Origin of the sequence: Pseudomonas sp. RIT778, from assembly GCF_019718735.1 — a bacterium.
GTDB lineage: Bacteria > Pseudomonadota > Gammaproteobacteria > Pseudomonadales > Pseudomonadaceae > Aquipseudomonas > Aquipseudomonas aphyarum.
The window spans coordinates 12730-38572 of the sequence record NZ_JAIHBA010000003.1; the positions used below are offsets into that span (position 1 = coordinate 12730).

A 25843-nucleotide genomic window follows, 5' to 3' on the forward strand; every position below is an offset into this window, starting at 1 on the left:
TCACGAAGCGCTGCCGGGTTTTAACGGCCGCCGACGAAGTGCTCAGCGATTCAGCACATCCTCGATCCATTGCAGATATTGCGGCCGGTCGGAAATCGAATTGTGTGCCGAGTCGTTCACCACTTTGAGCGTGGCCACACCGTCGGGAAAACTGTGCAGCAAGCGTTCGGTGCTGGCCCGAGGAATCACCTCGTCATCGCTCGCCGCCAGCAGCAGCGTCGGGACGCGGATATGCGCCGCGTACTGGCCGGACCGGAAACGATCCTTGAGCAACCACTGCACCGGCACCCACGGGTATTGGCGGGCGGCGATTTCTTCGAGGCTGTTGTAGGGCGTGACCAGAATCAGCCGCGCCACCGGACGCTGGCTGGCCAGCCGCACCGCGACCCCGGAACCAAGGCTGCGCCCCAGCAGCGCGACCTGCGGGTGACTGGCATACACCTGATCGAACAGCGCCAGCGCATCCTCGGCAATCGCTTCTTCGGAGGGCGAACCACCGCTGCCGCCAAAGCCCCGGTAATGCAGCAAATACAACGAATAGTCAGGAAACGCCTCGGAAAACTCCGGCAGATTGCGCGAAACGTCCTCGGCATTGCCGCCGAAATAGATCAGCGCTCTGGGCCCGGCGCGCTCGCGCACCGTCACGCGGATCTCGGCGTCGGGCATGGCCAGCGTCATCCGTGTGTCCGGTGATTCCACGCTGGCGGGCTGGGGAAAATAGATCAGCGCCCGCTGAAACACGAACAGCGCCGCGCACAGGATCAAGTACACGGCGACGATCAATGCGACGAGTGACAACAGGGTTCTGGACATTCGACTAACTTTAACCGGGCGCGCAGGTTGGCTGTCGCAGTGTAGTCCAACGGTTTTGCGGGCTGCGTCAAAACACAAGGTGCAACAGATCCACAGGGCAAGGGCGCCAGCATGAACCACACTGAGGGATATTCCCGCCGCCGGTTGCTGACACTGGCAGCCGGGGTGTCAGCGGTTTTCACCTTTGACCGGGCGCTGGCCGCCATTACGTCGCCGAACGCCACAGGAGCCCAGACCATGCAGACCCGCGCCATCCCTTCGAGCTCCGAGCCACTGCCGCTGGTAGGGTTGGGCACTTATCGCGGTTTCGACGTCGCCCCCGGCGATCCGGTCTACAAACAATTGCCGGCGGTGCTCGGCGAGCTGTTCAAAAAGGGCGGCACGGTAATCGACAGCTCGCCCATGTACGGCCGAGCGGAAGAAACCACCGGTGAATTGCTGTCGATCCACGAACCGCGCTCGCCAGCGTTTCTGGCGACCAAGGTCTGGACCCGTGGCCGCGAGGAGGGTATCGCGCAGATGGAGCAGTCCTTCAGCCTGCTGCGCACCGAGCGCATCGACCTGATGCAAATCCACAACCTGCTCGACTGGCAAACCCATCTGCCGACCCTGCGCGACTGGAAAGAGCGGGGCCGCATCCGCTACATCGGCATCACCCACTACACGCCGTCGGCCTATGAGGAGGTGGAGGCGGTGCTCAAGGCCGAGCCGCTGGATTTCCTGCAAATCAATTACGCCCTGGATGATCGCGGGGTCGAGAAGCGCATCCTGCCGCTGTGCCGCGAACGCGGGGTGGCGGTGATCTGCAATCGGCCGTTCGGCGGCGGCGACCTGCTCGCGCGGCTCAAGGGCAAACCGCTGCCGGGCTGGGCCGCGCAAGTCGGGGCCAAGAGCTGGCCGCAACTGGCGCTGAAATTCCTGCTGGCGCATCCGGCGGTGACTTGTGTGATTCCCGGCACCAGCAATCCGCTGTACATGGCCGACAACGCGGGCGCCGGGTTCGGGCTGACGCTGACCGATGCGCAGCGTCAGCAGTTGATTGCGCTGGTGAGTTAGTCGCCTGGGTCATCCAGATTGTCGATGTGCTTGAAGCGCTCCACCAGAAAATCGATCAGGCTGCGAACCCGTGCCGACAGGTGCAGCTGTTGCGGATACACCGCGTACACATCGGCGCGGGTCGGGGTCTGGTCTTCCAGCACCAGGCGCAAACGGCCGCTGCGCACGTAGCGGGCGATGTCCCATTCGGCACGCAGCAGAATGCCATAGCCTTCCAGGGCCCAATTCAAAGCCACCTCACCATCGTTGCAACCCAGGGCACCGCGCACTTTGATGTTTTGCGTCCGTCCGCCGTCAGTGAAACTCCAGACGCCGTAGGGCGTTTCGTTCTGCCGCAGGAATATACAGTTGTGTTGCGGCAGGTCCGACAGTTTCTGTGGCACCCCGTGTTTCTCCAGATACAGCGGCGAGGCACAGAGCAAGCGGCGGTTGGAGGCGATTTTGCGGGCATGAAATGCCGCGTCGGGCAGGGTGCCGAAACGGATCCCCAGATCAAAGCCGTGGGTCGTCAGATCCAGTGGGTGGTCGCTGATTTCCAGCTGGATTTCCACCTCCGGGTATCGGGCAAAAAACGCCGCCAGGGCCGGACCGATGTAGCGACGACCAAAGCCCAGCGAGGCATTGACCCGGATCAGCCCCTTAGGGGTTGCCCGGCTGGCGCCGATCAATTGCTCGACCTCGTCGATCTGCGTCAGGATCCGCGCCGCATGGGAAAAATACAGTTCGCCTTCTGCCGTGAGACTCATTGAGCGCGTGGTGCGATTGACCAGCCGCACTCCCAGACGAGCCTCCAGCGCACTCAGGCGTTTGCTTACGGCTGGAGGCGTCACACCCAATTCCCGAGCCGTGGCGGCCAGGCTGCCTTTGTTGGCCAGCAAATGAAAAAACGACAGATCGAGGGTCTGGCTCATTGGTAACTCAAAGTTATGGATGTAGTGATTTTCTGTAACTCACAGCTTTCTGGTCACTACATATACTCCGATCACACCCCGCCTGACAGCCCTGTCCGGCAGGCAAAACAAAAACGTGAAGAGAGTGGAGTTGACCATGAGTGCATACAAGATTGCAGCGGTTCCGGGTGATGGCATTGGTGTGGAAGTGATTGCCGCCGGCGTCGAAGTACTACAAGCCCTGGCGAAGAAATCCGGTTTTGAACTGGATTTCAAACACTTCGACTGGAACTCCGACAACTACCTGAAAAACGGTCACTACATTCCTGAAGGCGGCTTGCAGGAACTGAAAACCTTCGACGCAATATTCTTCGGCGCGGTCGGCGCACTCAATGTGCCGGATCACATTTCCCTGTGGGGCCTGCGTCTGCCGATCTGCCAGGGTTTCGATCAATACGCCAACGTGCGTCCGGCCCGCGTGCTGCCGGGGGTGAAAAGTCCGCTGCACAACGGTGAGCAGATCGATTGGGTCGTGGTCCGGGAAAACTCCGAGGGCGAGTATTCCGGCAACGGCGGCCGCGTTCATCGAGGCTTGCCGGAAGAAGTGGCGACCGAAGTGTCGGTGTTCACCCGTGCCGGGGTCGAGCGCATTCATCGTTTCGCCTTTGAACTGGCGCAAAGCCGCCCGCGCAAACATTTGACCATGGTCACCAAATCCAATGCCCAGCGGCACGGCATGGTGCTGTGGGACGAAATCTTCTACGAAGTCGCCAAGGACTTCCCGGACGTGAAGATCGACAAGGAACTGGTCGATGCCGTGACCACCCGCATGGTGCTCAAGCCGGCGACGCTGGACGTGATTGTCGCGACCAACCTGCACGCCGACATTCTGTCTGATCTGGCCGCTGCGTTGTCCGGCAGCCTCGGCATTGCGCCCACGGCCAACCTCAATCCAGGGCGTGATTTCCCTTCGATGTTCGAGCCGATCCACGGCTCGGCGTTTGATATCACCGGCAAAGGCGTGGCCAATCCGATCGCGACGTTCTGGACTGCCGCGATGATGCTTGAGCATCTGGGCGAAAAAACAGCCGCCAAACACCTGATGTCGGCAATCGAGGCGGTCACGGAAAGCGGTCTGCACACCCCGGATCTGGGTGGCACCGCCACGACGCGCCAAGTCACCGACGCGGTGATCGCGCTGATCAACCGCTGATCCCTCTGCAATTCAAATCAGTACTGCGGCACACCGCCGAGGGGCGTATCGCGCCCCTCGGCATTTCCTGACAACAATAAAAAATCAGGGCCCTGTCATGAAAAGAATATTCGGCAAACTCTACGTACAAGTCCTTGTCGCCGTGATCCTCGGCGCACTCATCGGCGTGCTGGTGCCCGAGACCGGCACCGCGCTCAAACCCTTGGGCGACGCCTTCATCAAACTGATCAAAATGCTGCTGGCACCGGTGATTTTTCTCACGGTGGTGACCGGTATCGCCCGCATGGAAAACATGAAGGAACTGGGCCGGGTCGGCTTTCGTGCATTGATCTATTTCGAGGTGGTGTCGACGCTGGCGCTGGTCATCGGCCTGATCGTGGTGGACGTGTTCAAGCCTGGCGCAGGCATGAATGTCGATGTCGCCAGTCTCGACACCAGCAGCCTGGCGACGTACACCACAGCGGCCAAACATGCGTCGTTCATGGATTTTGTGATGGGCATCATCCCCGACACGATCGTCGATGCATTTGCCAAGGGCAATGTTTTGCAAATCCTGTTGTTTTCGATCCTGCTGGGCATCGCCCTGGCCCATGTCGGGCCGCGTGGCAAGGTGTTTGTCGATGCGCTTGAGAGTCTGATGCAGGGCATGTTTCGAATCGTAAACATGGTCATGCGTCTGGCGCCGATTGGTGCGTTCGGCGCCATTGCCTTCACCATTGGCAAGTACGGTTTCGGTTCGCTGTTTTCGCTGGGAAAACTGATGGCTTGCGTTTACCTGACCTGTGCGGTGTTCGTGATTTTTGTGCTCGGCCCGATCTGCCGTTACAGCGGTTTCAGCTTGTGGAAATTCCTCAGGTTCATCAAGGAAGAGCTGTTTACGGTACTCGGCACCAGCTCCTCGGAGTCGGTGCTGCCGCAGATGATCTCGAAGATGGAAAAGGCCGGCGTATCGAAACCGGTGGCCGGGATGATCATCCCCTCAGGGCTGACCTTCAACCCGGACGGCCAGGCCATCTACTACACCATCGCGGCGATCTTCATCGCTCAGGCGACGAACACACCGCTGACGCTGACCGACCAATTGATTGTGCTGGCGGTGTTGATGTTCACCTCCAAGGGCTCGGCGGGGGTAACCGGTTCAGGGTTCATCATACTGGCCGCGACATTGGCCTCGCTCGGCACGATACCGGTGGCAGGCATGGTGCTGTTGCTCGGGGTCGATCGCTTCATGTCGGAGGCTCGGGCAATCACCAACACCATTGGTAATGGCGTGGGCACCATGGCCATCGCCAAATGGGTCGGGGCGCTCGATAGCGAAAAAATGCACAGGTCGCTCAATGGCGAGGCCGAGGAACGGAGTGCGCAGGTGCCGGAAGCCGAGATCACTCTCCACGCCAGCGAATCTCTGCGCCCAGGCCTTGAGCGCGTGGCTGCCAGATAGACGAATCGGATACAGCAACCGCAGGTGCCATGCCGTCTCAGGCACAAAAACGCCCGGCTCACGCCGGGCGTTTTTCATTCGGTTTCAGATCATCTCAGGCAACGCATCCAGAACCTTGTCGAGGGTAATCGGATACTCCCGCACCCGCGCGCCCGTGGCGTTGTAGATCGCATTCGCCACCGCCGCACTCACGCCGCAAATCCCCAGCTCACCGACCCCTTTGGCTTTCATCGGCGATGAAATCGGGTCGGTTTCATCGAGGAAAATCACCTCCTGATGCGGGATGTCGGCATGCACCGGCACTTCGTAGCCCGCCAGGTCATGGTTGACGAAAAATCCCTGGCGCCTGTCCACCGAAAGCTCTTCCATCAACGCCGCACCGACGCCCATGGTCATCGCGCCGATCACCTGGCTGCGGGCCGATTTCGGATTGAGAATCCGCCCGGCGGCACAGACCGCGAGCATGCGCCTTACGCGGACTTCGCCGGTGGCGGCATCGACGGCGACTTCGACGAAGTGCGCGCCGAAGGTCGATTGCTGGTACTGCTTGGCGAGGTCGGCGAATTCGATGCTGTCCTCGACTTCGATTGCGGCATGTTGCGCGGCCTCACGTAACGGCACGTTCTTGCTGCCTAGTCGCACGTGGCCATCGGCGAACTGCGCTTCACCTCCGTTCATGCCCAGTTTGGCCGTGACCGCTTCGCGCAGTTTCATGCACGCCGCGTAGACCCCGGCGGTCGAGCAGTTGGCGCCGAACTGGCCGCCGGAGCCGGACGACACCGGAAAGTTCGAATCGCCCAAATGCACAGCCACATCGTCGAGACGCACGCCCATCACTTCGGCGGCGGTCTGGGCAATGATCGTGTAGCTGCCGGTGCCGATGTCCGTCATGTCGGTTTCGACGGTGATCTTGCCGTCGCGCTCCAGCCGCACTCGCGCGCCGGACTTCACCAGCAGGTTGTTGCGAATCGCCGCCGCGACGCCCATGCCGATCAGCCAGCGACCTTCGCGACGACTGCCGGGCGTTGCGTTGCGCTTATCCCAGCCAAAGTGTTCGGCGCCGGTTTGCAGGCATTCGATCAGTCGCCGCTGGGAGAATGGCCGCTCGGTTTTCACCGGATCGACCTGCGTGTCGTTAAGGATGCGGAACTGGATCGGATCGAGTTTGAGCTGTTCCGCCATCTCGTCCATGGCGATCTCCAGCGCCATCAGCCCCGGCGTTTCACCGGGGGCGCGCATGGCGTTGCCTTCCGGCAGATCCAGCGGCGCCAGGCGCATGGTCACCAGACGATTTTCTGCGGCGTAGAGCAACTGACTCGGCTGCGCCGCGACTTCGACCTTGCCGTCGGCGAGGTTGCCCGACCAGCCTTCGTGGGCGATGGCGGTGAGTTTGCCGTCCGCCGTGGCGCCCATGCGGATGCGCTGGACGGTGGCGGGGCGGTGGGTGGTGTTGTTGGCGATCTGCGGGCGGGCGAGGGCGACCTTCACGGGTCGGTTCGCCAGACGTGCGCCAATGGCGGCGAGGATCGCGTCGGCACGAATGAACAGCTTGCCGCCGAATCCGCCGCCAATGTACGGCGAGATCAACCGCACGTTTTCCTTGGGCAGGCCGAGGGTGGTGGCGATGTCACCGACGCTCCAGGCGATCATCTGGTTGGAGGTCCAGAGCGTCACGTGATCGCCTTTCCAGGCGGCGAGTGTCGCGTGGGGCTCCATCATCGCGTGGGACTGATCGGGTGTGGTGTAGGTCTGGTCGAACTGCACGGGCGCGGCGGCAAAAGCGCTGGCGAAATCGCCGTGTGTGACGTCCGGCAGTTCGTCTTTCGGCTCCACACCCTGATCGCGCACGCTGGCCAGATCAAACTGACCTTTGTCGGCCGCGTATTCGACGTTGACCAAGTGCGCGGCGGCCCGCGCCTGTTCGAAGGTTTCGGCGACCACCAGCGCCACGGCCTGGTGATAGTGCTGCACTTGCGGCCCGGCCAGCAGGTGCGCGGCGTTGTATTGGCCTTTGCCGAGCTTGCCAGCGTTGGCTGCGGTGACGATGGTCAGCACCCCCGGCGCGGCGCGGGCGGCATCCAGATCAATGTGGGTGATGCGACCCTTGGCAATGGCCGAGCCGACCATCACGCCGTAGGCCTGATTCTTCACGGCTTCATGTTGCTCGTAGGCGTAAGGCGCCTGGCCGCTGGTCTTCAACGGGCCTTCGATGCGGTCGGTGGGTTTGCCGATGATGTTCAGCTGATCAATCGGGTTGGTCGTGGCGGGCGTGTCGAATTTCATGCTTCGTCCCTCGCTTGGGCCAGCACCGAGGCAATCGTGCGCTCGACCAGCGTGACTTTGAACTGGTTGTCCGGGGTCGGCGTGGCACCGTCGAGCAGGCGCGCGCTGACAGCTTTCGCGCCTTGCGGCAACAGCGCTTCCGCCGCTTCGACCCGCCAGGGCTTCGGCGCGATGCCGCCGACGGCGATGCGACCGCTACCATCCTTCTGCAGGATCAGACCTACGGAAACCAGGGCGAAGGCGTACGACGAGCGGTCGCGCACCTTGTGATAGACATGTGTGCCGCCCACCGGCGCGGGCAGGGTAACGGCGGTAATCAGTTCGCCGGGTGTCAGGCTGGTTTCGACATTCGGGGTGGTGCCGGGCAATTGATGGAAATCCGCCATGGCGATGCGCCGGGTGCTGCCATCGGCCTTGAGCGTTTCGATCTGGGCATCCAGCGCACGCATCGCGATCGCCATGTCACTCGGATGAGTCGCGATGCAGGCGTCGCTGATACCGATGATGCCGAGTTGTCGACTGACACCGCCAATCGCCGCGCAGCCACTGCCTGGTTTGCGTTTATTGCAGGCCTGATTGGTGTCGTAGAAATACGGGCAGCGCGTGCGCTGGAGCAGATTGCCGGCGGTGGTCGCCATGTTGCGCAACTGGCCCGATGCACCGGCAAGCAAGGCGCGAGCGAGCAGTGCGTAGTCTTTCCGGACGCGGCTGTCGGCGGCCAGATCGGTGTTGCGCACCAGAGCGCCGATGCGCAAGCCGCCGTCGTCGGTGGCTTCGATCTGGTCGAGGCCCAGGTGGTTGACGTCTATCAGCTGCTGCGGTGTTTCGATGTCGAGTTTCATCAAGTCCAGCAGATTGGTGCCGCCGGCGATAAAGCGGGCGCCCTCGATTTGCGCGGCTTGGGCAGCGGCTGCGGCAGGGGAGTCGGCGCGGCTGTAATTGAACGCTCTCATGCTGGCACCTCCGCGACTTCGCTGATGGCTTCGATGATGTTCGAGTAGGCACCGCAACGGCAGATGTTGCCGCTCATGCGTTCCTGCAATTCGCTGGCGATCAGTTGCGGTGCGTCGGTCAGGCTGGTGCTGACGTGGCTGGGGATGCCGTCGCGGATTTCCTGAAGCACCGCCACCGCCGAACAGATCTGCCCCGGCGTGCAGTAGCCGCACTGGTAACCGTCATGCTTGATGAACGCCGCCTGCATCGGATGCAGGTGGTCGGGCATGCCGAGGCCTTCGATGGTGGTGACTTTGGCGCCGTCCTGCATCACCGCCAGGGTCAGGCAGGAATTGATTCGCCGGCCATCGACGATCACCGTGCAGGCGCCGCACTGGCCGTGGTCGCAGCCCTTTTTGCTACCGGTCAGGTGCAGGTGTTCGCGCAGGGCATCGAGCAGGGTGGTGCGGGTGTCGATCTCCAGCGTCTGCGGCTTGCCGTTGACTTCAAGCGTCACTTTGGCCATGGCCGGTTGCTCCAGAGTGGCCGCGTAGGCCTTGAGGCTGATGAAGGGCGGCATCGCGAATGCAGTCGCGGTCACGGCCCCGAGAATCAGGAAACGGCGTCGGGAAATCGCCAACGGCGGATGGTCGTTCATGGCTGGGCTTCCTCTGATCAGGTCGGCAGGTTGCAAATGACCCGCCAGGGCACGCCGGCGTGGTAGCCAGTCTTGGTCTGTTCTAGGAGTGACCGCAGGGGGGAGGAAAAGGTTTTGTCGGATTTCGCCCAAGTCAAAGCCATCAAACAGCCACCGGATGGACGGGAAGGACGCGGCAAGCAGGGCGATGAACGGTCGTTGATGGCCACTGAATCAAAGCCTTTTTCCCCGGTCGTATCTGCGCCAGCGCGCACCCGCGCTGACCGTTTCCGACGTCAAGACCTTGGTTTTAGGGAAATTCTGAATGATGCGTGCAACAAGCCTGCTGCTGACTGTTTCCGCCGCCGTACTGCTGGGCGGCTGTGTGGCGGATTTCGATGATGACCATCGCCATGGCCGGCATTACGACCGCGATCATGGCCGTTACTACGATCATGACCGACGCTGGGACGACCGCGACGACGATCGCCGCGACGGGCGTCGTTATCACCGCGACCGGGATGATGACTGATTGAAACGAAGAGGGCGTTCCCCGACGGGAACGCCCTCTGGCATTAAAAATGAGCGCTCGCCCGGACGCTGGATCGCGCAGGCACAGAGGCCTCGATGTCCAGCAAATGGGTGGCGAGAATGTCGCTCAGAAAACGGAACTGATCGTTGAGGCCGACCACTTCATTGCTGAAATGATTGCTGGCGGCGGGCATCAACAGATCTTCGAAGGCTTCGTCGAACACCAGCGCTTGTGTCTTGCGCGACACGGCGTGCTGATCGTAGTAGTTGCTGCCGAAGACCGGGAAACTCACGGCGAGGGTGACGGTACTGATCATGATGTGAACTCCTCGTGCTGTGTGTTTCGGATGGGTTAATCGTGCCTTTGACGAGCGGTCGGCGGAAGGCAATCGTCGCGATGGTGAATATCGACGCCATTGATGGTTGGACTGACGCAGCCCTGACCAGCGGATAAACGGCGCACCGCACGCACCTATACTCATGTCATCTCCCCCGGATTCTTCCGGTCTTGCGACCGAGGAACAGATAAGGACCGCCACCGTGAACCTGCGTGCGCTGCTCGTCGCCGCACTGGTGTTGCTGGCCGGCTGCGCCACCACGGCGCGGGCCCCGGTGACCGCGCCGGCAGTGGTGGTCTCGCCGGCTACCTGGCAGCAGATCGACCGGGAAATCGTCAGCGCCTCGAAGCAGGCCACCGAGCAGGTCAAGCTATTCGCCCGTGGCTCGATGGAACATTGGCGCATTCGGGTCTATGAGCAAACTGAAGAAAATTTCATCCCGTGGTTCAGCAGTTACTGGACCCAGGAATGGCTGTCGATGAAGGTCAGCTGGTACACGATCAGTGCCAGCGGTGAGCAGGATGCCTCGGCCAAACGCCTGGCGGCCTATCTGCTGGAGCAATATCAGGAACGGGTGCTGGCGCCGGTGGCGGTGGAGATCGACCCGGACGCGATCCTCGGCCAGTCCACCGCGTTCTACGCGCAGCTGATGGCGCAGCAGATGCCGGTCATCGCCCAGCGCCACGGCGTGCCCATCGCCCAGCTCAACGGGCGGTTGCAGAAAATCCCCGCCATCGCCCTTGGCCCGCCGCCAGCCCGGGATGCCTCGTTGTACCAGGTTGTCAGCACTGAACCGTTGAACACTCTGCCGGCCTACGCCGCGCTGATCGACAAGATCCATACCGACGGCGGCTCGAAAGGCGTGGCCTCGACCGATACGGCGATGGCGCCGGTGGCCAAGCGCGCCAGTCAGCGCATGGAGGCGGAAATGGCCCCGCGCGGCGCCGCGAGCGCGGTGGCGGCAGCGGCCGGCAAACTGGCCGGGGCGCTGATTTCGGTCGGTGTGGCGGGCGTGCGCGCAATCATTCAGGCCAACGACCGCCCGGACAGCGAAGCGCTGATCCGCAGCAGCCTGGGCAACACCTTCGACAAGGCCTGGCTGAAACTGGTGCAAAACCCGACCACTGGCGTGATGGCCGGCACGCTGCACATGGCGGCGCAGGTCGAGGGCAATCTGGGCGGGCGGGATGAGCCGTCGGTCGGGTTGGGCGTCAACCGTGTCGAATGGCGGCCGCCCGAGTCGACTACTCAGCAGATCGAACCCACCCTGCAAGGAGAATGATCATGGCTTACATCGATGTGTTCGTGGCGCCCGTGCCGAATGCCAATCGCGAACAGTACAAAAAACACTGCGAAATCGCCGCGAAGCTGTTCAAGGAATACGGCGCTCTGGAGGTGATTCAGGGCTGGGGCGATGACGTGCCGGACGGCAAGGTCACCTCATTCCCGATGGCGGTGAAACTCAAGGAAGGCGAAACCGTATCGGCGGGCTGGCTGGTCTGGCCGGACAAAGCCACCCGCGACGCCGGCATGGGGAAAATGATGGAAGACCCGCGCATGCAGCCGGACGTCAATCCGATGCCGTTCGATGGGCAGCGGATGATCTTCGGTGGCTTCAAGGACATTCTCGAACCTTGATGCCGCGCTGCCGGGTCACTCCGCCGACGGGGTGATCCGGCAGCCTTTGCGGTTGCGGATCTGCTCGTCCGTCGGCCGCTCGCGGACGAATTCGAAACGCGGCTCACCTTCGCTGTAATGCACCAGCCAGCCCCATTCCAGTTCGCTCTCATCCTGTCCGGGATTCGGCGGTCGGGCCCACCAGGGTTCTTTGCTGAGGATCTCGCGCATGACGTCCTCCGGTTGATGGCAATCGTTGAACTATAAACCCCATGCCGAGAGTCGCCAGAAACGGGCGTGTAGAATCCAGGGATCTCGACGAACGAAGGAGCGTGGCCATGACGGACGAAACGCGCGGGGATCAACCGTTCAAGCGGCTGTTCTTCGCCCTGGACTGCCCGCCGGCGCAGCGCAAGGCGATTGCCCAGTGGCGCGGCGAACTGGGTTTGCGTACCGGCAAACCGGTGCCGGCGGACAACTTTCACCTGACGCTGCTGTTTCTCGGTGCGGTGCCGTTGGCGCAGATTGGCGAAGTCTGCGAGGCGGCGTCGAAGGTGCGCACGCCGGGCGAGGCGCTGAGGATTTCACTGGATCGGTTGCAGGTCTGGCGGCGCGCCGGGGTGTTGTCGCTGGCGCCAGAGCAAGCACCGCAGGGATTGCTGCGGCTGGTGTATGCGCTGGAGCAGGCGATGTTGCCGTTCGGGTTTGAAGAGGCGACGCGCGAGTATCGTCCGCACCTGACACTGGCCCGGGACTATCGCGCGCCGGAACCGGAATCCGCCACGCCGCCGGAGTTCTTCCTGCGAGCTGAACGCTTTGCGCTGTTCGAATCCCACAAGGGCCGCTACCGCTCGTTGGCCGACTGGCCACTGATCTGAGCCCACAAAAAAAGGCGCCCGAGGGCGCCTGAATTCACCTGAACCGAGGAAGCCAGGTGAGGCCGTTCAGAGCAGGGGGCAGCGGTGGTAAGGCGCTGCATGAACGGAAACTTGTGATTCTGATCGCTGACTGCCTGATCGTTCCCACGCTCTGCGTGGGAATGCAGCCCGGGACGCTCCGCGTCCCAAAGCGGACGCAGAGCGTCCATTGAGGCATTCCCACGCGGAGCGTGGGAACGATCACCGCGAGTACTCCAGGTTTATTTGCCGAGTTTCACGCGTGTCCAGCCCCGGGTCATGATCCGTTGCGTGGCAATCGGCTGATCCGGCACCGCATACAGCGTGGCCATCACCGCTTGCGGCGGGTATGAGCCCGGGTCGTTGCGGATCGCTTCGTCTACCAGCGGCGTCGCCGCTTCGTTGGCGTTGCTGTAACCGATGCTGTTGGTGACTTCGGCGATGATGTCCGGGCGCATCAGGAAGTTCATGAACAGATAGGCGTTCTCGACGTTGGCGGCATCGCGAGGGATGGCGACCATGTCGTAGAAACTGCCGGCGCCTTCCTTGGGAATGCTGTAGTCGATCTCGACCTTGTTGCCCGATTCCACCGCGCGGGCCTTGGCCTGCAGCACGTCACCCGAGTAACCGACCGCCACGCAGATGTTGCCGTTGGCCAGATCGGAGATGTACTTGGACGAATGGAAATACGCCACCGACGGCCGGATCTTCATGAACAGCGCTTCGGCTTCGGCGATGTGCTTCACGTCCTTGTCGTTCACCGGATAGCCCAGGTAGTGCAGGGCAGCCGGGAGCATTTCGGTCGGCGAGTCGAGGAAGCTGATGCCACAGGCTTTCAGCTTCTCGGCGTTCTCCGGTTTGAACAGCAGATCCCAGGAGTTGGTCGGCGCATTCTTGCCGAACACTTCGCGGACCTTGTCCGGGTTGAAGCCGATGCCGATCGAGCCCCACATATACGGGAACGCGTGGGCGTTGTCCGGATCACTGGCGGAGGCGTTTTTCAGCAGCACCGGGTTGAGGTTTTTCCAGTTTGGCAGCTTCGATTTGTCCAGGGTCTGATAGACCCCGGCCTTGATCTGCTTGGCCAGGAAACTGTTGGACGGCACCACGATGTCGTAGCCGGATTTACCCGCGAGCAAACGTGCTTCGAGGGTTTCATTGCTGTCGAACACATCATAGGTCACGCGGATGCCGGTCTCGTCCTCGAACTTCTTGACGGTGTCCGGAGCGATGTAATCCGACCAGTTGTAAACGCGCAGTACCTTGTCGTTGGCCTGGGCGCCCGTGGCGATTGCGCCCAATAAGGACAGTGTCAGCAGAGTCCTGCCAAACATTTTCATCGGTGAAACTCCATTCTTTTTATTCAAAAGCTTTTAAGCAAAGCGCAAAGCCGTAAAACGCGACGGCCCTAGGCCGTCGCTGCCACTCGTTGAGGTTGCGGTTGCTGCCACGATTCGTTGGCGGTCTGATCCATCGCTTCCTGAATCGCACGCTTGCGGTTGGCTTCTGCCTTGCGGCCGAAGTACCAGACCAGGAAGGTCACCAGCGACACTGCCAGCAGAATCAGGCTGGCCACGGCGTTGATCTCGGGCTTCACGCCCAGACGCACGGCCGAGAACACTTCCATCGGCAGGGTGGTGGAGCCCGGCCCGGACACGAAGCTCGCCAGCACCAGATCGTCCAGCGACAGGGCGAACGACATCATGCCGCCCGCCGCCAGCGACGGCGCGATCATCGGGATGGTGATCAGGAAAAACACCTTGAACGGTTTCGCGCCCAGATCCATCGCCGCTTCTTCGATCGACAGGTCCAGCTCGCGCAAGCGGGCGGAGACTACCACCGCCACATAAGCGGCACAAAACGTGGTGTGGGCGATCCAGATCGTGACAATGCCACGCTCCTGCGGCCAGCCGATCAGTTGCGCCATCGCCACAAACAGCAGCAACAACGACAGACCGGTGATCACTTCAGGCATCACCAGCGGCGCGGTGACCAGACCACCGAACAGCGTACGACCCTTGAAGCGCGTTACGCGGGTCAGCACGAAGGCGGCGAGGGTGCCCAGCGCCACGGCGGCGATCGCGGTGTAGCAGGCGATTTCCAGCGAGCGCACCACCGAGCCCATCAGTTGGGTGTTGTCGAGCAGGCCGACGTACCATTTCACCGACCAGCCGCCCCAGACCGTCACCAGTTTGGATGCGTTGAACGAGTAGATCACCAGAATCAGCATCGGCAGATAAATGAACGTCAGGCCGAAGATCAACATGAGCTTTGCAAAACCGAAGCGTTTCATCCCCGTGCCTCCATCTCTTTGGCCTGGCTGCGGTTGAACAGCAGAATCGGCACAATCAGGATCAACAGCATCACCACCGCCAGAGCAGATGCCACTGGCCAGTCGCGGTTATTGAAGAACTCTTGCCACAGCACGCGACCGATCATCAGGGTCTCCGGGCCGCCCAGCAGTTCCGGGATCACGAACTCGCCCACCACCGGAATGAACACCAGCATGCAGCCGGCGATGATGCCGTTTTTGGCCAGTGGCACGGTGATTTTCCAGAAGTTGTTGAAGTTGCTCGAACCCAGGTCCTGCGCGGCTTCCAGCAGGCTGCCGTCGTGCTTCACCAGGTTGGCGTAGAGCGGCAGCACCATGAACGGCAGGTAGGCGTAGACAACGCCGATATACACGGCCGTGTTGGTGTTGAGGATCTCGATCGGGTGATCGGTGAGCCCGGTCCACATCAGGAACGCATTGAGCAGACCGTTGTTGCTGAGGATGCCCATCCACGCGTAAACGCGGATCAGGATCGCGGTCCAGGTCGGCATCATGATCAACAGCAGCAGGACGTTTTGCGTTTCCTTGCCGGTCTTGGTGATCGCGTAGGCCATCGGGAAACCGATCACCAGACACATCAGCGTACTGAGCAGCGCCACCTTCAGCGAACCGAGGTAGGCCGACAGGTACAGCTCGTCTTCGCCGAGCATGGTGTAGTTGCCGATGTTCAGGAACAGCTGGAATTTCTGTTCGGCGTAGGTGTAGATCTCCGAGTACGGCGGGATCGACAGCGCAGCTTCCGAGAAGCTGATCTTCATCACCAAAAAGAACGGCAGCATGAAGAACAGGAACAGCCAGATGAACGGGATGCCGATGACGAACTTTCGCCCGCTGGGCACCAGGCGCAGGAATTGCTGATTGAAGGTTCTCATGAGCGCAGTACCACGCCGCTGTCGTCTTCCCACCAGACGTAGACCTTGTCGTCCCAGGTCGGACGCGCGCCACGGCGTTCGGCGTTGGCCATGAACGACTGGACGATCTTGCCGCTCGGCAATTCGACGTAGAACACCGAGTGACCGCCGAGGTAGGCGATGTCATGCACCTTGCCTTCGGACCAGTTGTAGCGGGTCTCCGGCTTGATCGTGCTGACGAGCATTTTTTCCGGGCGGATCGCGTAGGTGATCGACTTGTCCTGCACCGAAGTGCTGACGCCATGACCGACGTAGATCTTTTGCTGCAAGTCCGGGCTGTGGATGATCGCGTGGCCTTCAAGGTCCTCGACCACGGTGCCGTCGAAGGCGTTCACGTTGCCGATGAATTCGCAGACCATGCGGCTGACCGGCGCCTCATAGATGTCGACCGGGCTGCCGATCTGGGCGATCCAGCCCAGGTGCATGATCGCGATGCGCTCGGCCATGGTCATGGCCTCTTCCTGGTCGTGGGTCACCATCACGCAGGTCACGCCGACGCGCTCGATGATCTCAACCAGCTCAAGCTGCATCTGCGAACGCAGTTTCTTGTCCAGTGCGCCCATCGGCTCGTCGAGCAGCAACAGCTTCGGACGCTTGGCCAGGGAGCGGGCGAGGGCCACGCGCTGACGCTGACCGCCGGACAGTTGATGCGGGCGGCGCTTGGCGTATTGGGTCATGTGGACGAGGCGCAGCATTTCTTCGACACGGGCGTCGATTTCGCTGGCCGGCAAACGGTCCTGCTTGAGGCCGAAGGCGATGTTCTGCGCGACAGTCATGTGCGGGAACAGGGCGTAGGACTGGAACATCATGTTGATCGGCCGCTCGTACGGCGGCATATCGGTGATGTCGACACCGTCAAGCAGAATGCGTCCTTCAGTCGGCCGTTCGAAACCGGCGAGCATGCGCAGCAGGGTCGATTTGCCCGAGCCGGAGCCGCCGAGCAGGGCGAAGATTTCGCCCTGATGGATCTCCAGGGACACATCGTCCACCGCAGTGGTTTCGTCGAACTTCTTGGTGACTCGATCGACCTTCACCAGAACCTTTTTCGGTTGCTGATGACCTTCAAGAGCCTTCCTGTAAGTGCTGGAGGCGTTTGCCATGTGAAACTCCCAACAGGTTTCAGTCGCCGGGCCAACGCGGCCTGGCTTAAGAGTGGATTGCAGACCCGCACCGTGCGGGTTGTTCGGCGCCGCCGTCCTGGCTGCCGGGTGGTGCTTTTTGTTTTCGCGGTGTGTTGCTGATCGCGGATGACGGATGCGCAAACGCGCAGCCGCCGACCCCGCGGGGGCAGTAAATGGTTTTGCAATCGTTGGGTGGCGTCAGCGCTGGTTGCGTCGCGCCGCACGCTGGCGGCAAGCCTCGCCGAATGCCTGGAAAATCCGCAGGTAGTTCGGGTTGTCCAGCACTTGCCATTCCGGGTGCCATTGCACGCCGAGGGCGAAGGTCGGGCTGTGCTCCACCGAGACCGCCTCGATCAGGCCGTCCGGCGCCACGGCTTCGGCGCGCAGGCCGGGAGCGAGGCGGTCGATGCCCTGACTGTGAATCGAGTTGACCTGGAATTCACCCGGCAGCTCCAGCGCTTCGAATACGCCACCGGCCAGCACCGTCACGGCATGGGCCGGGGCGTACTGCACGGCGACATCCGGGCTGTCGGCTTCGCGGTGATCGAGCATGCCCGGCAGCTCATGCACCTTCTGGTGCAGGCTGCCGCCGAACGCCACGTTCATTTCCTGGAAGCCGCGGCAAATGCCGAGTACCGGAACGCCCGCCGCGATGGCTGCACGCAATAGAGGAAGGGTGGTGGCATCCCGCGCCGGATCGTGATCCGTGCCGGGAGCGCTGTCCGGGCCCTGATAGTGGAAAGGTTCCACGTTGGACGGCGAGCCGGTCAGCAACAGACCGTCGAGCTGACCCAGCAGGTCTTCGATTTCAGTCAGTTTGCCAAGGGAAGGAATGACGACGGGCAACCCCAGCGCCGCAACGCTGACAGCGCGAACGTACTTGTCGCCGCTGATGTGATAGGGGTGCAGGCCAATCTGTTTGACGCACGCAGTAACGCCGATCAATGGCTTGAATGCCATTTTTATTCACCTCGAAGTTTGACACTTGAACGAGCTTTTCCGGAGCTTAGCCTCGTTGATTTTAATTAACAACTCCCATGTAAAAAATTCTAAACGCCGTTCATCAAATCTTCATCAAGACCGGGGCTCTGGCGCCTGCATTGGCACGATAGTGTTAAAAAAAGCCCGAAAAATAAACGCTGAGCGGCCCTGTGTTCGCTATTGACTTCACTTTGCCGTTCGGGTTGACTGGCTCGGCGAAACAGCAGTGAACATAATAATTAACAGCTAAATAGGTGCATCATGTCGGTCCCTCTGCGTGCCGTTCAACTCAACGAAGCAAACGCATTCCTTAAGAAACATCCTGAGGTTTTGTACGTCGACCTTCTGATTGCAGACATGAACGGTGTGGTGCGCGGCAAGCGCATCGAGCGCACCAGTCTTCATAAGGTTTACGAGAAAGGCATCAATCTGCCGGCCTCGCTCTTTGCCCTCGACATCAATGGCTCCACGGTGGAAAGCACCGGTCTGGGCCTGGACATCGGCGACTCCGACCGTATCTGCTACCCGATCCCGGGCACCCTGAGCATCGAGCCCTGGCAGAAGCGCCCGACCGCACAACTGCTGATGACCATGCACGAACTGGAAGGCGAGCCGTTCTTTGCCGACCCGCGTGAAGTGTTGGCCAACGTGGTGCGCAAGTTCGACGAAATGGGCCTGACCATCTGCGCCGCGTTCGAACTCGAGTTCTACCTGATCGACCAGGACAACGTGAACGGCCGTCCGCAATCGCCGCGTTCGCCGGTTTCGGGCAAGCGTCCGGTGTCGACCCAGGTTTATCTGATCGACGACCTCGACGAGTACGTCGACTGCCTGCAAGACATCCTCGAAGGCGCGAAAGAGCAGGGCATTCCTGCCGACGCCATCGTCAAGGAAAGCGCCCCGGCGCAGTTCGAAGTCAACCTGCACCACGTGTCCGACCCGATCAAGGCGTGCGACTACGCCGTCCTGCTCAAGCGTCTGGTGAAGAACATCGCCTACGACCACGAGATGGACACCACCTTCATGGCCAAGCCGTATCCGGGCCAGGCGGGCAACGGTCTGCACGTGCACATTTCGATTCTGGACAAAGAAGGCAACAACATCTTCGCCAGCGAGGATCCCGAGCAGAACGCCGCGCTACGCCACGCGATCGGCGGTGTGCTGGAGACCCTGCCTGCGCAAATGGCTTTCCTGTGCCCGAACGTCAACTCGTACCGCCGCTTCGGCGCACAGTTCTACGTGCCGAACTCGCCGAGCTGGGGCATCGACAACCGTACCGTGGCTGTCCGCGTGCCGACCGGTTCGCCGGATGCCGTGCGCATTGAGCATCGCGTAGCCGGTGCCGACGCCAACCCGTACCTGCTGATGGCTTCCGTGCTGGCCGGTATCCACCACGGCCTGACCAACGAAATCGAGCCGGGCGCCCCGGTCGAAGGCAACAGCTACGAGCAGAACGAACAGAGCCTGCCAAACAACCTGCGCGACGCCCTGCGTGAGCTGGACGACAGCGAAGTCATGGCTCGCTACATCGACCCGATGTACATCGACGTGTTCGTCGCGTGCAAGGAAAGCGAGCTGGCCGAGTTCGAGAACTCGATCTCTGACCTTGAGTACAACTGGTATCTGCATACCGTCTGACGCTCAAGCGCTATCTCGCTAACACCGCAAAACCCTGTGGGAGCGGGCTTGCCCGCGAAGAGGCCATCACCTTCAACATTGAAGGTGACTGACCCACCGTATTCGCGAGCAAGTCGAATCGTCGCACCGTCGCCCCCACAGGGATATCGGTCACTAATTCTTATGTGTGAGTCACCCCCATGACCATGACCCGCAACGACTGGGAACAACGCTTCCAGTCCCTGACCCTCGAATCCCGCGCTTTCATCAACGGCGAGTACCGCCCGGCCATCAGCGGCGAAACCTTCGAATGCCTGAGCCCCGTCGACGGCCGTTTCCTGGCCTCCGTCGCCAGCACCGATGAAGCCGACGCCAACCTGGCCGTCGAAGCCGCGCGCCAATCCTTCAACTCCGGCGTGTGGGCGAACAAGGCCCCGGCCGAGCGCAAGCGCATCCTGATTCGCTTCGCCGATCTGATCCTGCAACACCAGGAAGAACTGGCGCTGCTCGAAACCCTCGACATGGGCAAACCGATCAGCGACTCGATGAGCATCGACATCCCGGCGACCGCCAACGCGATCCGCTGGAGCGCCGAAGCGATCGACAAGATCTACGATGAAGTCGCCGCCACCCCGCACGATCAACTGGGTCTGGTGACTCGCGAGCCATCCGGCGTAGTTGCGGCCATCGTGCCGTGGAACTTCCCGCTGATCATGGCCAGCTGGAAATTCGCCCCGGCGCTGGCGGCGGGTAACTCGTTCATCCTCAAGCCTTCGGAAAAATCCCCGCTGACCGCGATCCGTATCGCGCAACTGGCGCTGGATGCCGGCATTCCGAAAGGCGTGTTCAACGTCCTGCCAGGCTTCGGCCACACCGTCGGCAAGGCGTTGGCGTTGCACATGGACGTCGACGTGCTGGCCTTCACCGGCTCCACGGCGATTGCCAAGCAACTGATGATTTATGCCGGCCAAAGCAACATGAAACGCGTCTGGCTCGAAGCTGGGGGCAAGAGCCCGAACGTGGTGTTTGCCGACGCACCGGACTTGCGCGCGGCAGCACAAGCGGCGGCCGGCGCCATTGCGTTCAACCAGGGCGAAGTCTGCACCGCCGGCTCGCGCCTGCTGGTGGAGCGTTCGATCCGCGAGCAATTCATCCCGCTGCTGGTGGAAGCGCTGCAAGCGTGGAAACCGGGTCACGCACTGGATCCGGCGACCACCGTCGGTGCCGTGGTCGATCAGCGTCAACTGGACAACGTGCTGCGCTACATCAGCATCGGTCGGGAGCAGGGCGCCGAGCTGATCGCCGGCGGTCAGCGCACCCTCGAAGAAACCGGCGGCACCTACATCGAGCCGGCGATTTTCGACGGCGTGACCAGCGCCATGACCATCGCCAAGGAAGAAATTTTCGGCCCGGTGCTGTCGCTGATCACCTTCGACACCGTTGAAGAAGCGTTGCACATCGCCAACGACAGCATCTTCGGCCTCGCCGCCGGGGTCTGGACCAGCAACCTGAGCAAGGCCCACACCTTTGCCCGTGGCCTGCGCGCCGGCAGCGTGTGGGTCAACCAGTACGACGGCGGCGACATGACCGCACCGTTCGGAGGCTTTAAACAGTCGGGCAACGGTCGCGACAAATCGCTGCACGCGTTCGACAAGTACGCCGAGCTGAAAGCGACCTGGATCAAGCTCTGACTCTTTTACAGCGGTGGTCGCCTGCAACCGGCGACCCTCGGAGAATAAAAAAATGAAACAACAACACGTGAACAGCTACTACGCCGCCACCCGCAACGAAGTGATCGATTTCCCGATCCTCGAAGAGTCGGTGGAGTGCGATGTCTGCATCATCGGCGCCGGCTACACCGGCCTGTCCTCGGCGCTGTTCCTGAGCGAAGCCGGCTACAAAGTGACGGTGCTGGAAGCGGCGAAAGTCGGCTATGGCGCCAGCGGTCGCAACGGCGGCCAACTGGTCAACTCCTACAGCCGCGACGTCGACGTGATCGAAGAACGCTACGGCGACAAGACCGCCGAAATCCTCGGCAGCATGATCTTCGAAGGCGCCGACATCATCCGTTCGCGCATCAAGGAATACGACATCAAGTGCGACTACCGCCCGGGCGGCATTTTCGCAGCGATGAACAACAAACAGCTCAAGGGACTCGCCGAACAAAAACGTAGCTGGGAACGTTACGGCAATAAAAACCTGAAGATGCTCGACGTTGCGGACATTCGCCGCGAAGTCGGCTCCGACGCTTACGTCGGCGGTCTGTTGGACATGCAGGGCGGCCACATCCACCCGCTGAACCTGGCCCTCGGCGAAGCCGCGGCCATCGTGCGTCTGGGCGGCAAGATCTTCGAGCAATCCGCCGCCGTGGAAATCAAATACGGCGAGCCCAACGTCGTGCGCACCGCCAAAGGCCAGGTCCGCGCCAAGTACCTGCTGATCGCCGGCAACGCCTACCTGCCGCAAGGCCTCGACAACCGCGTGACCGCCAAGAGCATGCCGTGCGGCTCGCAGATCTGCGTCACCGAACCGTTGACCGAAAAACAGGCCCGCAGCCTGATCACCAACAACTACTGCGTCGAAGACTGTAACTACCTGCTCGACTACTACCGCCTCACCGCCGACAACCGTCTGCTCTACGGCGGCGGCGTGGTCTACGGCGCCCGTGAACCGGACGACATCGAAACCCTGATCCGCCCGAAGATCCTCAAGACCTTCCCGCAGCTCAAGGACGTGAAAATCGATTACCGCTGGACCGGCAACTTCCTGCTGACCATGTCGCGCATGCCGCAATTCGGCCGCATCGAGAAAAACGCCTACTACATGCAGGGCTACAGCGGCCACGGCGTCACCTGCTCGCACCTGGCCGGCAAACTGATCTCGGAAATGATCCGTGGCGACGCCGAACGCTTCGACGCCTTCGCCTCCCTGCCACACATGCCAATGCTCGGCGGCCGCACCTTCTCCGCGCCGCTGACCGCCCTTGGCGCCGTGTACTACTCGCTGCGCGACCGTTTCGGCATCTGAGTTACCTCGCCGGCGGCGCCCCCAAAAAGGGCGTTGCCGGCTTTTACACCGTGCAAGCAGCACCACAAACCCTGTGGGAGCGAGCTTGCTCGCGAAAGCGGCCTATCAGCAAAAGGGATGTTGAATATGCCGCCCAATCGCGAGCAAGCTCGCTCCCACAGGTCTTGTGCCTGACCCGCAATTACCTCCAGCAGGCTCTTTTCACCCACCGTCCATCGAACCTGCTGAGCAACACCGACAAACGTGATTTAATAGCCGCCTTTCACGGTTCCGGGACACGGGAGCAACGTGATCCGCGCGACCTGCGCGGCACCCGCCACCCACCCCCATTGCCCTTAAGTCGTTCTCACATAAGGCTGTCATGGATACGGGTTCTCGACTCAAACTAGTACGCGAAAGCTACAAACTCTCCCAGCGCGAGCTGGCCCGGCGTAGCGGCGTGACCAATGCCACCATCTCCCTGATCGAACAGAATCGTGTCAGTCCTTCCGTCAGCTCACTGAAAAAGCTGCTCGAAGGCATCCCGATGTCCCTGGCCGACTTCTTCACCTTCGACCAGCCCCCCCGCGAACACCAATACGTCTTCCGCGCCAACGAACAACCCGACCTCGGCCGCCACGGCCTGCGCCTGCTCCTGATCGGCGCCTCGGTCCCAAGCCGCCAGATGCGCTTGCTGCGCGAACAATACGCACCGGGCGCGAGTTCGGGGGAAGAGCCGATTGTTCACGCGGAAGGCGAGGAGTGTGGGTTGGTGACGCGTGGGACTGTGGAGTTGACGGTGGATGGGCAGGTGAGTGTGTTGAGTGCGGGGGATGGGTATTACTTCCCGACGACGCTGCCGCATAAGTTCCGGAATATCGGGGCGGATGAGGCTGAGATTATTAGTGCGAATACGCCGGCGAATTTTTAAAGGCGGCTTGTCCCGAAATGTTTCATAAAAAAGGAAATGGCTTGTTCAGACATTTCCTTTTTTAGAGTTTTTCTTACTACCTTCTGGGTTCAAAGAATGTTGACTCAATCCCAGCCTTCAAACCTTTTGCCGAAAATTTTTCTTTAACCTCTTCATACCGCTCGGGAGAAAAATACTCTCCACTTTGAGGGTCGAAGTACCAGCCAGTCCTGACTTCTGCAGGGCATTCCGGATAGGGACCGCGCATCCCCGTGACACCGGTTGTCGCTTGCGCTTCATCCATGATTTTGTTGACCTGAAGTAAGTTTGATTCAGATACGGAATTGAACGTCGCGAAATATTTCATTTGTTGAACCTCGATAGTTTTCTTCCTAGATAGATTGGCGAAAAATAAATTCTATTTCACCTGTCAGAACTGACAGGTGCCTAGTCTATTTCGTGATTGCCCTAATAGCTTTCTGAATAAAAGCAACAATTTAACTTGTCCGGTTTTCAATGATGCGAAATACGTCGCTCACGTCCTGCACCATGATTCTGGCGATGGTGGTCACGGTGTAAATGTCGTGTTCGGCATGGTCAGGGAGGCGGATGCAGGTCATTAGATCCAGGTATTTGAGAACGGCATTGAGGCGCTCACTGGCACAAGCATGGAGGTCGCGCAGTGGGGCGTCAGTATCGATGAGCAGGACGGGGTGATCGGTAGCTGGATGTGACATGTTCGCGCAGTGGCGTATGAGTTTCTGTGTCGTCATGGTGTTAATCCTTTGTTGAGAAGAATTGCCACCGTCCTGCTGCGAAACAAAATGGGTGGCAGCTATGCGCGGGTTCGCAGACCGGAGGATTAACACCAAGACCCGGCAGACCCGAAGGTCTCCCACGCACAACCGCCATAAAATTTGCGCAGCCGAGAGTCGGCCGTGCTAGGCGGAACAGGGTGTCAATCTTAAGGGCTGCGAAACCCTATCGCCAAATTCGTTCAGCGACAGACCCACTCTAGGCACCGATTCCCACCGTCGCAATCAGCCTGTAGGACGTGAAATCACCACGTCTGGCCAGAGAGTTCGCTCGCGTTCGGCGGCGCAACCGGCGTAAATCAGGGGCTGCGGAGTAACAGGGGAAAACGACTTGCCAGATTTCGGCCCGCTTCGCAGCCCCGCAAGAACAAGCTCCCTCACCACGCGGAGCAATTTCCTACGGCGTTTTCAGATCAAAAAACTCATCACACATTCCACCCCCGGAACTTTCCCCAAAACCGATGTCAATTTGATGGCGTGTCGCGACGCTCATTCATCGGCTCAAGCAGTGCCAGGCTGGTTCCTGGTCAACCATGGAAGTGTGTGATGAGACTATTACTCGCAATGTTGTTGATGTTCAGCGGCTACAGCTTTGCCAGTTGCGGCAACATTGATGATCACGATCAGCGTGCCTATTGCAATGCAAGGGAGAGCGGCAGCAGTTGCGGCAACATCGACAATCACGATCTGCGGGCGGCGTGTAACGCGGAGATGGGCGGCAGTTCCTGCGGCAACATCGACGACCACGACCAGCGCGCCTACTGCAACGCCAAACAGAGCGGCAGCAGTTGCGGCAACATCGATGATCATGACCTGCGTGCGCGATGCAACGCGGAGCAGGGTGGCAGTTCCTGCGGCAACATCGATGACCACGACCAGCGTGCTTACTGCAATGCGACCACGGGCGGCAGCAGTTGCGGGAACATCGACAACCATGATTTGCGTACGCGGTGTGAGGCCATGAAGCGCTGATCTGGTTTTGATTGCTTTACTCAGTGCCAGGCTGTTTCCCGGCAAGCTCAAGGAAGTGTGAGATGAAACTGATTCTTGCGATGTTGTTGCTGTTCAGCGGTTACGTTTCCGCCAGTTGTGCCAGCATCACTGACCCAGACAAACGCAATTATTGCCAGGCGATGGAGGAAGGTAGCAGTTGTTATTCCATCGACAATTACGATTTACGCACGGCCTGCCAAGCGGAGAAGGGCGGTTCATGCGCGGGTATCCAGGATCGTGACCAGCGCGCCTATTGCGACGCCAAGAAAGGCAGTAGTTGTGCCTCGATCGATAATTACGATCTTCGCACCGCTTGCGAAGGGGAGAAAGGCGGTTCATGCGCGAGTATCCAGGATCGTGACAAACGCTCCTTCTGTGAAGCGAAGCAGGGCAGCAGCTGTGCGAGCATCGGCGACGGGGATCTGCGCAACCAGTGTGAAGCCATGAAACGCTGATCCATCGGCCTGAATCCAAACGCAAAAAGGGACACCCAACGGTGTCCCTTTTTT

Annotated in this window: 27 protein-coding genes; 13 read left to right on the forward strand and 14 right to left on the reverse strand. The window is 60.7% G+C overall.

Annotation, left to right across the window (positions count from 1 at the left end; translation table 11 throughout):
• Positions 1 to 42: 42 nt before the first annotated feature.
• Positions 43 to 813, reverse strand: a complete 771-nt coding sequence (locus K5E37_RS02425; RefSeq protein ID WP_221533031.1) for an alpha/beta hydrolase — start codon at positions 811 to 813, stop codon at positions 43 to 45.
• 111 nt (positions 814 to 924) lie between these two features.
• Here K5E37_RS02425 and K5E37_RS02430 point away from each other — a divergent pair, with 111 nt between their 5' ends.
• Positions 925 to 1869, forward strand: coding sequence for an aldo/keto reductase (locus tag K5E37_RS02430; protein ID WP_221533032.1), 945 nt, complete (start codon positions 925 to 927; stop codon positions 1867 to 1869).
• On the opposite strand, the gene K5E37_RS02435 is transcribed toward K5E37_RS02430, so the two are convergent.
• Positions 1866 to 2780 carry a LysR family transcriptional regulator gene (locus tag K5E37_RS02435; protein ID WP_039770944.1) on the reverse strand — a complete coding sequence of 305 codons (915 nt, stop codon included), beginning with the start codon at positions 2778 to 2780 and terminating at the stop codon, positions 1866 to 1868. The genes K5E37_RS02430 and K5E37_RS02435 overlap by 4 nt on opposite strands.
• Positions 2781 to 2916: 136 nt before the next feature.
• Between K5E37_RS02435 and K5E37_RS02440 the strand changes: the two genes are divergently transcribed.
• A complete protein-coding gene (locus K5E37_RS02440; protein ID WP_039770942.1) occupies positions 2917 to 3972 on the forward strand; it encodes a tartrate dehydrogenase in 1056 nt (351 codons plus the stop codon).
• Positions 3973 to 4069: 97 nt separating this feature from the next.
• A complete protein-coding gene (locus tag K5E37_RS02445) occupies positions 4070 to 5413 on the forward strand; it encodes a dicarboxylate/amino acid:cation symporter (RefSeq protein WP_221533033.1) in 1344 nt (447 codons plus the stop codon).
• Between the two features lie 84 nt (positions 5414 to 5497).
• Here K5E37_RS02445 and paoC read toward each other — a convergent pair whose 3' ends face one another.
• The 3 genes from paoC to paoA are packed head-to-tail and all read right to left on the reverse strand — an operon-like array spanning position 5498 to position 9287.
• A complete protein-coding gene (gene paoC / locus K5E37_RS02450) occupies positions 5498 to 7696 on the reverse strand; it encodes an aldehyde oxidoreductase molybdenum-binding subunit PaoC (RefSeq protein ID WP_221533034.1) in 2199 nt (732 codons plus the stop codon).
• Complete coding sequence (locus K5E37_RS02455) at positions 7693 to 8649, reverse strand: xanthine dehydrogenase family protein subunit M (protein ID WP_221533035.1); 957 nt, start codon at positions 8647 to 8649, stop codon at positions 7693 to 7695. Before K5E37_RS02455 ends, paoC begins: the two co-directional genes overlap by 4 nt.
• Positions 8646 to 9287, reverse strand: coding sequence for an aldehyde dehydrogenase iron-sulfur subunit PaoA (gene paoA, locus K5E37_RS02460; RefSeq protein WP_221533036.1), 642 nt, complete (start codon positions 9285 to 9287; stop codon positions 8646 to 8648). Before paoA ends, K5E37_RS02455 begins: the two co-directional genes overlap by 4 nt.
• Before the next feature lie 304 nt (positions 9288 to 9591).
• Between paoA and K5E37_RS02465 the strand changes: the two genes are divergently transcribed.
• Positions 9592 to 9798, forward strand: coding sequence for a hypothetical protein (locus K5E37_RS02465; RefSeq protein ID WP_064382340.1), 207 nt, complete (start codon positions 9592 to 9594; stop codon positions 9796 to 9798).
• A 43-nt stretch (positions 9799 to 9841) separates the two neighbouring features.
• Here the strand turns inward: K5E37_RS02465 and K5E37_RS02470 are convergent, their stop codons facing one another.
• Positions 9842 to 10114 (reverse strand): hypothetical protein, encoded by a 273-nt coding sequence (locus K5E37_RS02470; protein ID WP_085607515.1) that lies wholly within the window; start codon positions 10112 to 10114, stop codon positions 9842 to 9844.
• Between the two features lie 223 nt (positions 10115 to 10337).
• On the opposite strand from K5E37_RS02470, the gene K5E37_RS02475 reads away from it, so the two are divergent.
• Positions 10338 to 11417, forward strand: coding sequence for a hypothetical protein (locus K5E37_RS02475; RefSeq protein WP_221533037.1), 1080 nt, complete (start codon positions 10338 to 10340; stop codon positions 11415 to 11417).
• A 2-nt stretch (positions 11418 to 11419) separates the two neighbouring features.
• Complete coding sequence (locus K5E37_RS02480; RefSeq protein ID WP_007957127.1) at positions 11420 to 11773, forward strand: DUF1428 domain-containing protein; 354 nt, start codon at positions 11420 to 11422, stop codon at positions 11771 to 11773.
• 15 nt (positions 11774 to 11788) lie between these two features.
• On the opposite strand, the gene K5E37_RS02485 is transcribed toward K5E37_RS02480, so the two are convergent.
• Positions 11789 to 11983: a hypothetical protein gene (locus K5E37_RS02485; protein ID WP_007957125.1), complete on the reverse strand. Its 195-nt coding sequence runs from the start codon at positions 11981 to 11983 to the stop codon at positions 11789 to 11791.
• Positions 11984 to 12090: 107 nt separating this feature from the next.
• On the opposite strand from K5E37_RS02485, the gene thpR reads away from it, so the two are divergent.
• On the forward strand, positions 12091 to 12630 hold the full coding sequence (thpR, locus tag K5E37_RS02490; RefSeq protein ID WP_221533038.1) for an RNA 2',3'-cyclic phosphodiesterase: 540 nt from the start codon (positions 12091 to 12093) through the stop codon (positions 12628 to 12630).
• A gap of 260 nt (positions 12631 to 12890) precedes the next feature.
• Here thpR and K5E37_RS02495 read toward each other — a convergent pair whose 3' ends face one another.
• The 5 genes from K5E37_RS02495 to K5E37_RS02515 form a co-directional block, all read right to left on the reverse strand.
• Complete coding sequence (locus tag K5E37_RS02495) at positions 12891 to 13988, reverse strand: polyamine ABC transporter substrate-binding protein (RefSeq protein ID WP_221533039.1); 1098 nt, start codon at positions 13986 to 13988, stop codon at positions 12891 to 12893.
• Between the two features lie 68 nt (positions 13989 to 14056).
• A complete protein-coding gene (locus tag K5E37_RS02500) occupies positions 14057 to 14941 on the reverse strand; it encodes an ABC transporter permease subunit (RefSeq protein ID WP_221533040.1) in 885 nt (294 codons plus the stop codon).
• Positions 14938 to 15852, reverse strand: coding sequence for an ABC transporter permease subunit (locus tag K5E37_RS02505; protein ID WP_007957117.1), 915 nt, complete (start codon positions 15850 to 15852; stop codon positions 14938 to 14940). The genes K5E37_RS02500 and K5E37_RS02505 overlap by 4 nt, the downstream gene beginning before the upstream one ends.
• On the reverse strand, positions 15849 to 16991 hold the full coding sequence (gene potA, locus K5E37_RS02510; protein WP_007957110.1) for a polyamine ABC transporter ATP-binding protein: 1143 nt from the start codon (positions 16989 to 16991) through the stop codon (positions 15849 to 15851). The genes K5E37_RS02505 and potA overlap by 4 nt, the downstream gene beginning before the upstream one ends.
• A 219-nt stretch (positions 16992 to 17210) precedes the next feature.
• A complete protein-coding gene (locus K5E37_RS02515) occupies positions 17211 to 17972 on the reverse strand; it encodes a gamma-glutamyl-gamma-aminobutyrate hydrolase family protein (RefSeq protein ID WP_007957108.1) in 762 nt (253 codons plus the stop codon).
• Between the two features lie 282 nt (positions 17973 to 18254).
• Here K5E37_RS02515 and K5E37_RS02520 point away from each other — a divergent pair, with 282 nt between their 5' ends.
• The 4 genes from K5E37_RS02520 to K5E37_RS02535 all read left to right on the forward strand — a co-directional run bounded on the left by K5E37_RS02520 (position 18255) and on the right by K5E37_RS02535 (position 23547).
• Positions 18255 to 19631 carry a glutamine synthetase family protein gene (locus tag K5E37_RS02520; protein WP_007957099.1) on the forward strand — a complete coding sequence of 459 codons (1377 nt, stop codon included), beginning with the start codon at positions 18255 to 18257 and terminating at the stop codon, positions 19629 to 19631.
• A gap of 179 nt (positions 19632 to 19810) precedes the next feature.
• Positions 19811 to 21301 (forward strand): aldehyde dehydrogenase, encoded by a 1491-nt coding sequence (locus K5E37_RS02525; protein WP_221533041.1) that lies wholly within the window; start codon positions 19811 to 19813, stop codon positions 21299 to 21301.
• Positions 21302 to 21353: 52 nt separating this feature from the next.
• Positions 21354 to 22637 (forward strand): FAD-binding oxidoreductase, encoded by a 1284-nt coding sequence (locus K5E37_RS02530; protein WP_221533042.1) that lies wholly within the window; start codon positions 21354 to 21356, stop codon positions 22635 to 22637.
• 361 nt (positions 22638 to 22998) lie between these two features.
• Positions 22999 to 23547: a cupin domain-containing protein gene (locus tag K5E37_RS02535; protein WP_011333561.1), complete on the forward strand. Its 549-nt coding sequence runs from the start codon at positions 22999 to 23001 to the stop codon at positions 23545 to 23547.
• A 76-nt stretch (positions 23548 to 23623) separates the two neighbouring features.
• On the opposite strand, the gene K5E37_RS02540 is transcribed toward K5E37_RS02535, so the two are convergent.
• Positions 23624 to 23893: a hypothetical protein gene (locus K5E37_RS02540; RefSeq protein ID WP_179695546.1), complete on the reverse strand. Its 270-nt coding sequence runs from the start codon at positions 23891 to 23893 to the stop codon at positions 23624 to 23626.
• A 130-nt stretch (positions 23894 to 24023) separates the two neighbouring features.
• Complete coding sequence (locus K5E37_RS02545; RefSeq protein WP_221533043.1) at positions 24024 to 24299, reverse strand: fructose-bisphosphate aldolase; 276 nt, start codon at positions 24297 to 24299, stop codon at positions 24024 to 24026.
• Positions 24300 to 24887: 588 nt separating this feature from the next.
• Here K5E37_RS02545 and K5E37_RS02550 point away from each other — a divergent pair.
• Both K5E37_RS02550 and K5E37_RS02555 read left to right on the forward strand, forming a co-directional pair.
• On the forward strand, positions 24888 to 25313 hold the full coding sequence (locus tag K5E37_RS02550) for a hypothetical protein (RefSeq protein ID WP_077572288.1): 426 nt from the start codon (positions 24888 to 24890) through the stop codon (positions 25311 to 25313).
• A 62-nt stretch (positions 25314 to 25375) separates the two neighbouring features.
• Positions 25376 to 25789 (forward strand): hypothetical protein, encoded by a 414-nt coding sequence (locus K5E37_RS02555; RefSeq protein WP_007957072.1) that lies wholly within the window; start codon positions 25376 to 25378, stop codon positions 25787 to 25789.
• The last annotated feature ends 54 nt before the right edge of the window (positions 25790 to 25843 follow it).

Excerpts from the sequence above, each read along its gene's own strand:
- K5E37_RS02425 (WP_221533031.1), bottom strand. The coding sequence starts at position 813 with ATGTCCAGAACCCTGTTGTCACTCGTCGCATTGATCGTCGCCGTGTAC.
- K5E37_RS02430 (WP_221533032.1), top strand. The coding sequence starts at position 925 with ATGAACCACACTGAGGGATATTCCCGCCGCCGGTTGCTGACACTGGCA.
- K5E37_RS02435 (WP_039770944.1), bottom strand. The coding sequence starts at position 2,780 with ATGAGCCAGACCCTCGATCTGTCGTTTTTTCATTTGCTGGCCAACAAA.
- K5E37_RS02440 (WP_039770942.1), top strand. The coding sequence starts at position 2,917 with ATGAGTGCATACAAGATTGCAGCGGTTCCGGGTGATGGCATTGGTGTG.
- K5E37_RS02445 (WP_221533033.1), top strand. The coding sequence starts at position 4,070 with ATGAAAAGAATATTCGGCAAACTCTACGTACAAGTCCTTGTCGCCGTG.
- paoC (WP_221533034.1), bottom strand. The coding sequence starts at position 7,696 with ATGAAATTCGACACGCCCGCCACGACCAACCCGATTGATCAGCTGAAC.
- K5E37_RS02455 (WP_221533035.1), bottom strand. The coding sequence starts at position 8,649 with ATGAGAGCGTTCAATTACAGCCGCGCCGACTCCCCTGCCGCAGCCGCT.
- paoA (WP_221533036.1), bottom strand. The coding sequence starts at position 9,287 with ATGAACGACCATCCGCCGTTGGCGATTTCCCGACGCCGTTTCCTGATT.
- K5E37_RS02465 (WP_064382340.1), top strand. The coding sequence starts at position 9,592 with ATGATGCGTGCAACAAGCCTGCTGCTGACTGTTTCCGCCGCCGTACTG.
- K5E37_RS02470 (WP_085607515.1), bottom strand. The coding sequence starts at position 10,114 with ATGATCAGTACCGTCACCCTCGCCGTGAGTTTCCCGGTCTTCGGCAGC.
- K5E37_RS02480 (WP_007957127.1), top strand. The coding sequence starts at position 11,420 with ATGGCTTACATCGATGTGTTCGTGGCGCCCGTGCCGAATGCCAATCGC.
- K5E37_RS02485 (WP_007957125.1), bottom strand. The coding sequence starts at position 11,983 with ATGCGCGAGATCCTCAGCAAAGAACCCTGGTGGGCCCGACCGCCGAAT.
- thpR (WP_221533038.1), top strand. The coding sequence starts at position 12,091 with ATGACGGACGAAACGCGCGGGGATCAACCGTTCAAGCGGCTGTTCTTC.
- K5E37_RS02495 (WP_221533039.1), bottom strand. The coding sequence starts at position 13,988 with ATGAAAATGTTTGGCAGGACTCTGCTGACACTGTCCTTATTGGGCGCA.
- K5E37_RS02500 (WP_221533040.1), bottom strand. The coding sequence starts at position 14,941 with ATGAAACGCTTCGGTTTTGCAAAGCTCATGTTGATCTTCGGCCTGACG.
- K5E37_RS02505 (WP_007957117.1), bottom strand. The coding sequence starts at position 15,852 with ATGAGAACCTTCAATCAGCAATTCCTGCGCCTGGTGCCCAGCGGGCGA.
- potA (WP_007957110.1), bottom strand. The coding sequence starts at position 16,991 with ATGGCAAACGCCTCCAGCACTTACAGGAAGGCTCTTGAAGGTCATCAG.
- K5E37_RS02515 (WP_007957108.1), bottom strand. The coding sequence starts at position 17,972 with ATGGCATTCAAGCCATTGATCGGCGTTACTGCGTGCGTCAAACAGATT.
- K5E37_RS02520 (WP_007957099.1), top strand. The coding sequence starts at position 18,255 with ATGTCGGTCCCTCTGCGTGCCGTTCAACTCAACGAAGCAAACGCATTC.
- K5E37_RS02525 (WP_221533041.1), top strand. The coding sequence starts at position 19,811 with ATGACCATGACCCGCAACGACTGGGAACAACGCTTCCAGTCCCTGACC.
- K5E37_RS02530 (WP_221533042.1), top strand. The coding sequence starts at position 21,354 with ATGAAACAACAACACGTGAACAGCTACTACGCCGCCACCCGCAACGAA.
- K5E37_RS02535 (WP_011333561.1), top strand. The coding sequence starts at position 22,999 with ATGGATACGGGTTCTCGACTCAAACTAGTACGCGAAAGCTACAAACTC.
- K5E37_RS02540 (WP_179695546.1), bottom strand. The coding sequence starts at position 23,893 with ATGAAATATTTCGCGACGTTCAATTCCGTATCTGAATCAAACTTACTT.
- K5E37_RS02545 (WP_221533043.1), bottom strand. The coding sequence starts at position 24,299 with ATGACGACACAGAAACTCATACGCCACTGCGCGAACATGTCACATCCA.
- K5E37_RS02550 (WP_077572288.1), top strand. The coding sequence starts at position 24,888 with ATGAGACTATTACTCGCAATGTTGTTGATGTTCAGCGGCTACAGCTTT.
- K5E37_RS02555 (WP_007957072.1), top strand. The coding sequence starts at position 25,376 with ATGAAACTGATTCTTGCGATGTTGTTGCTGTTCAGCGGTTACGTTTCC.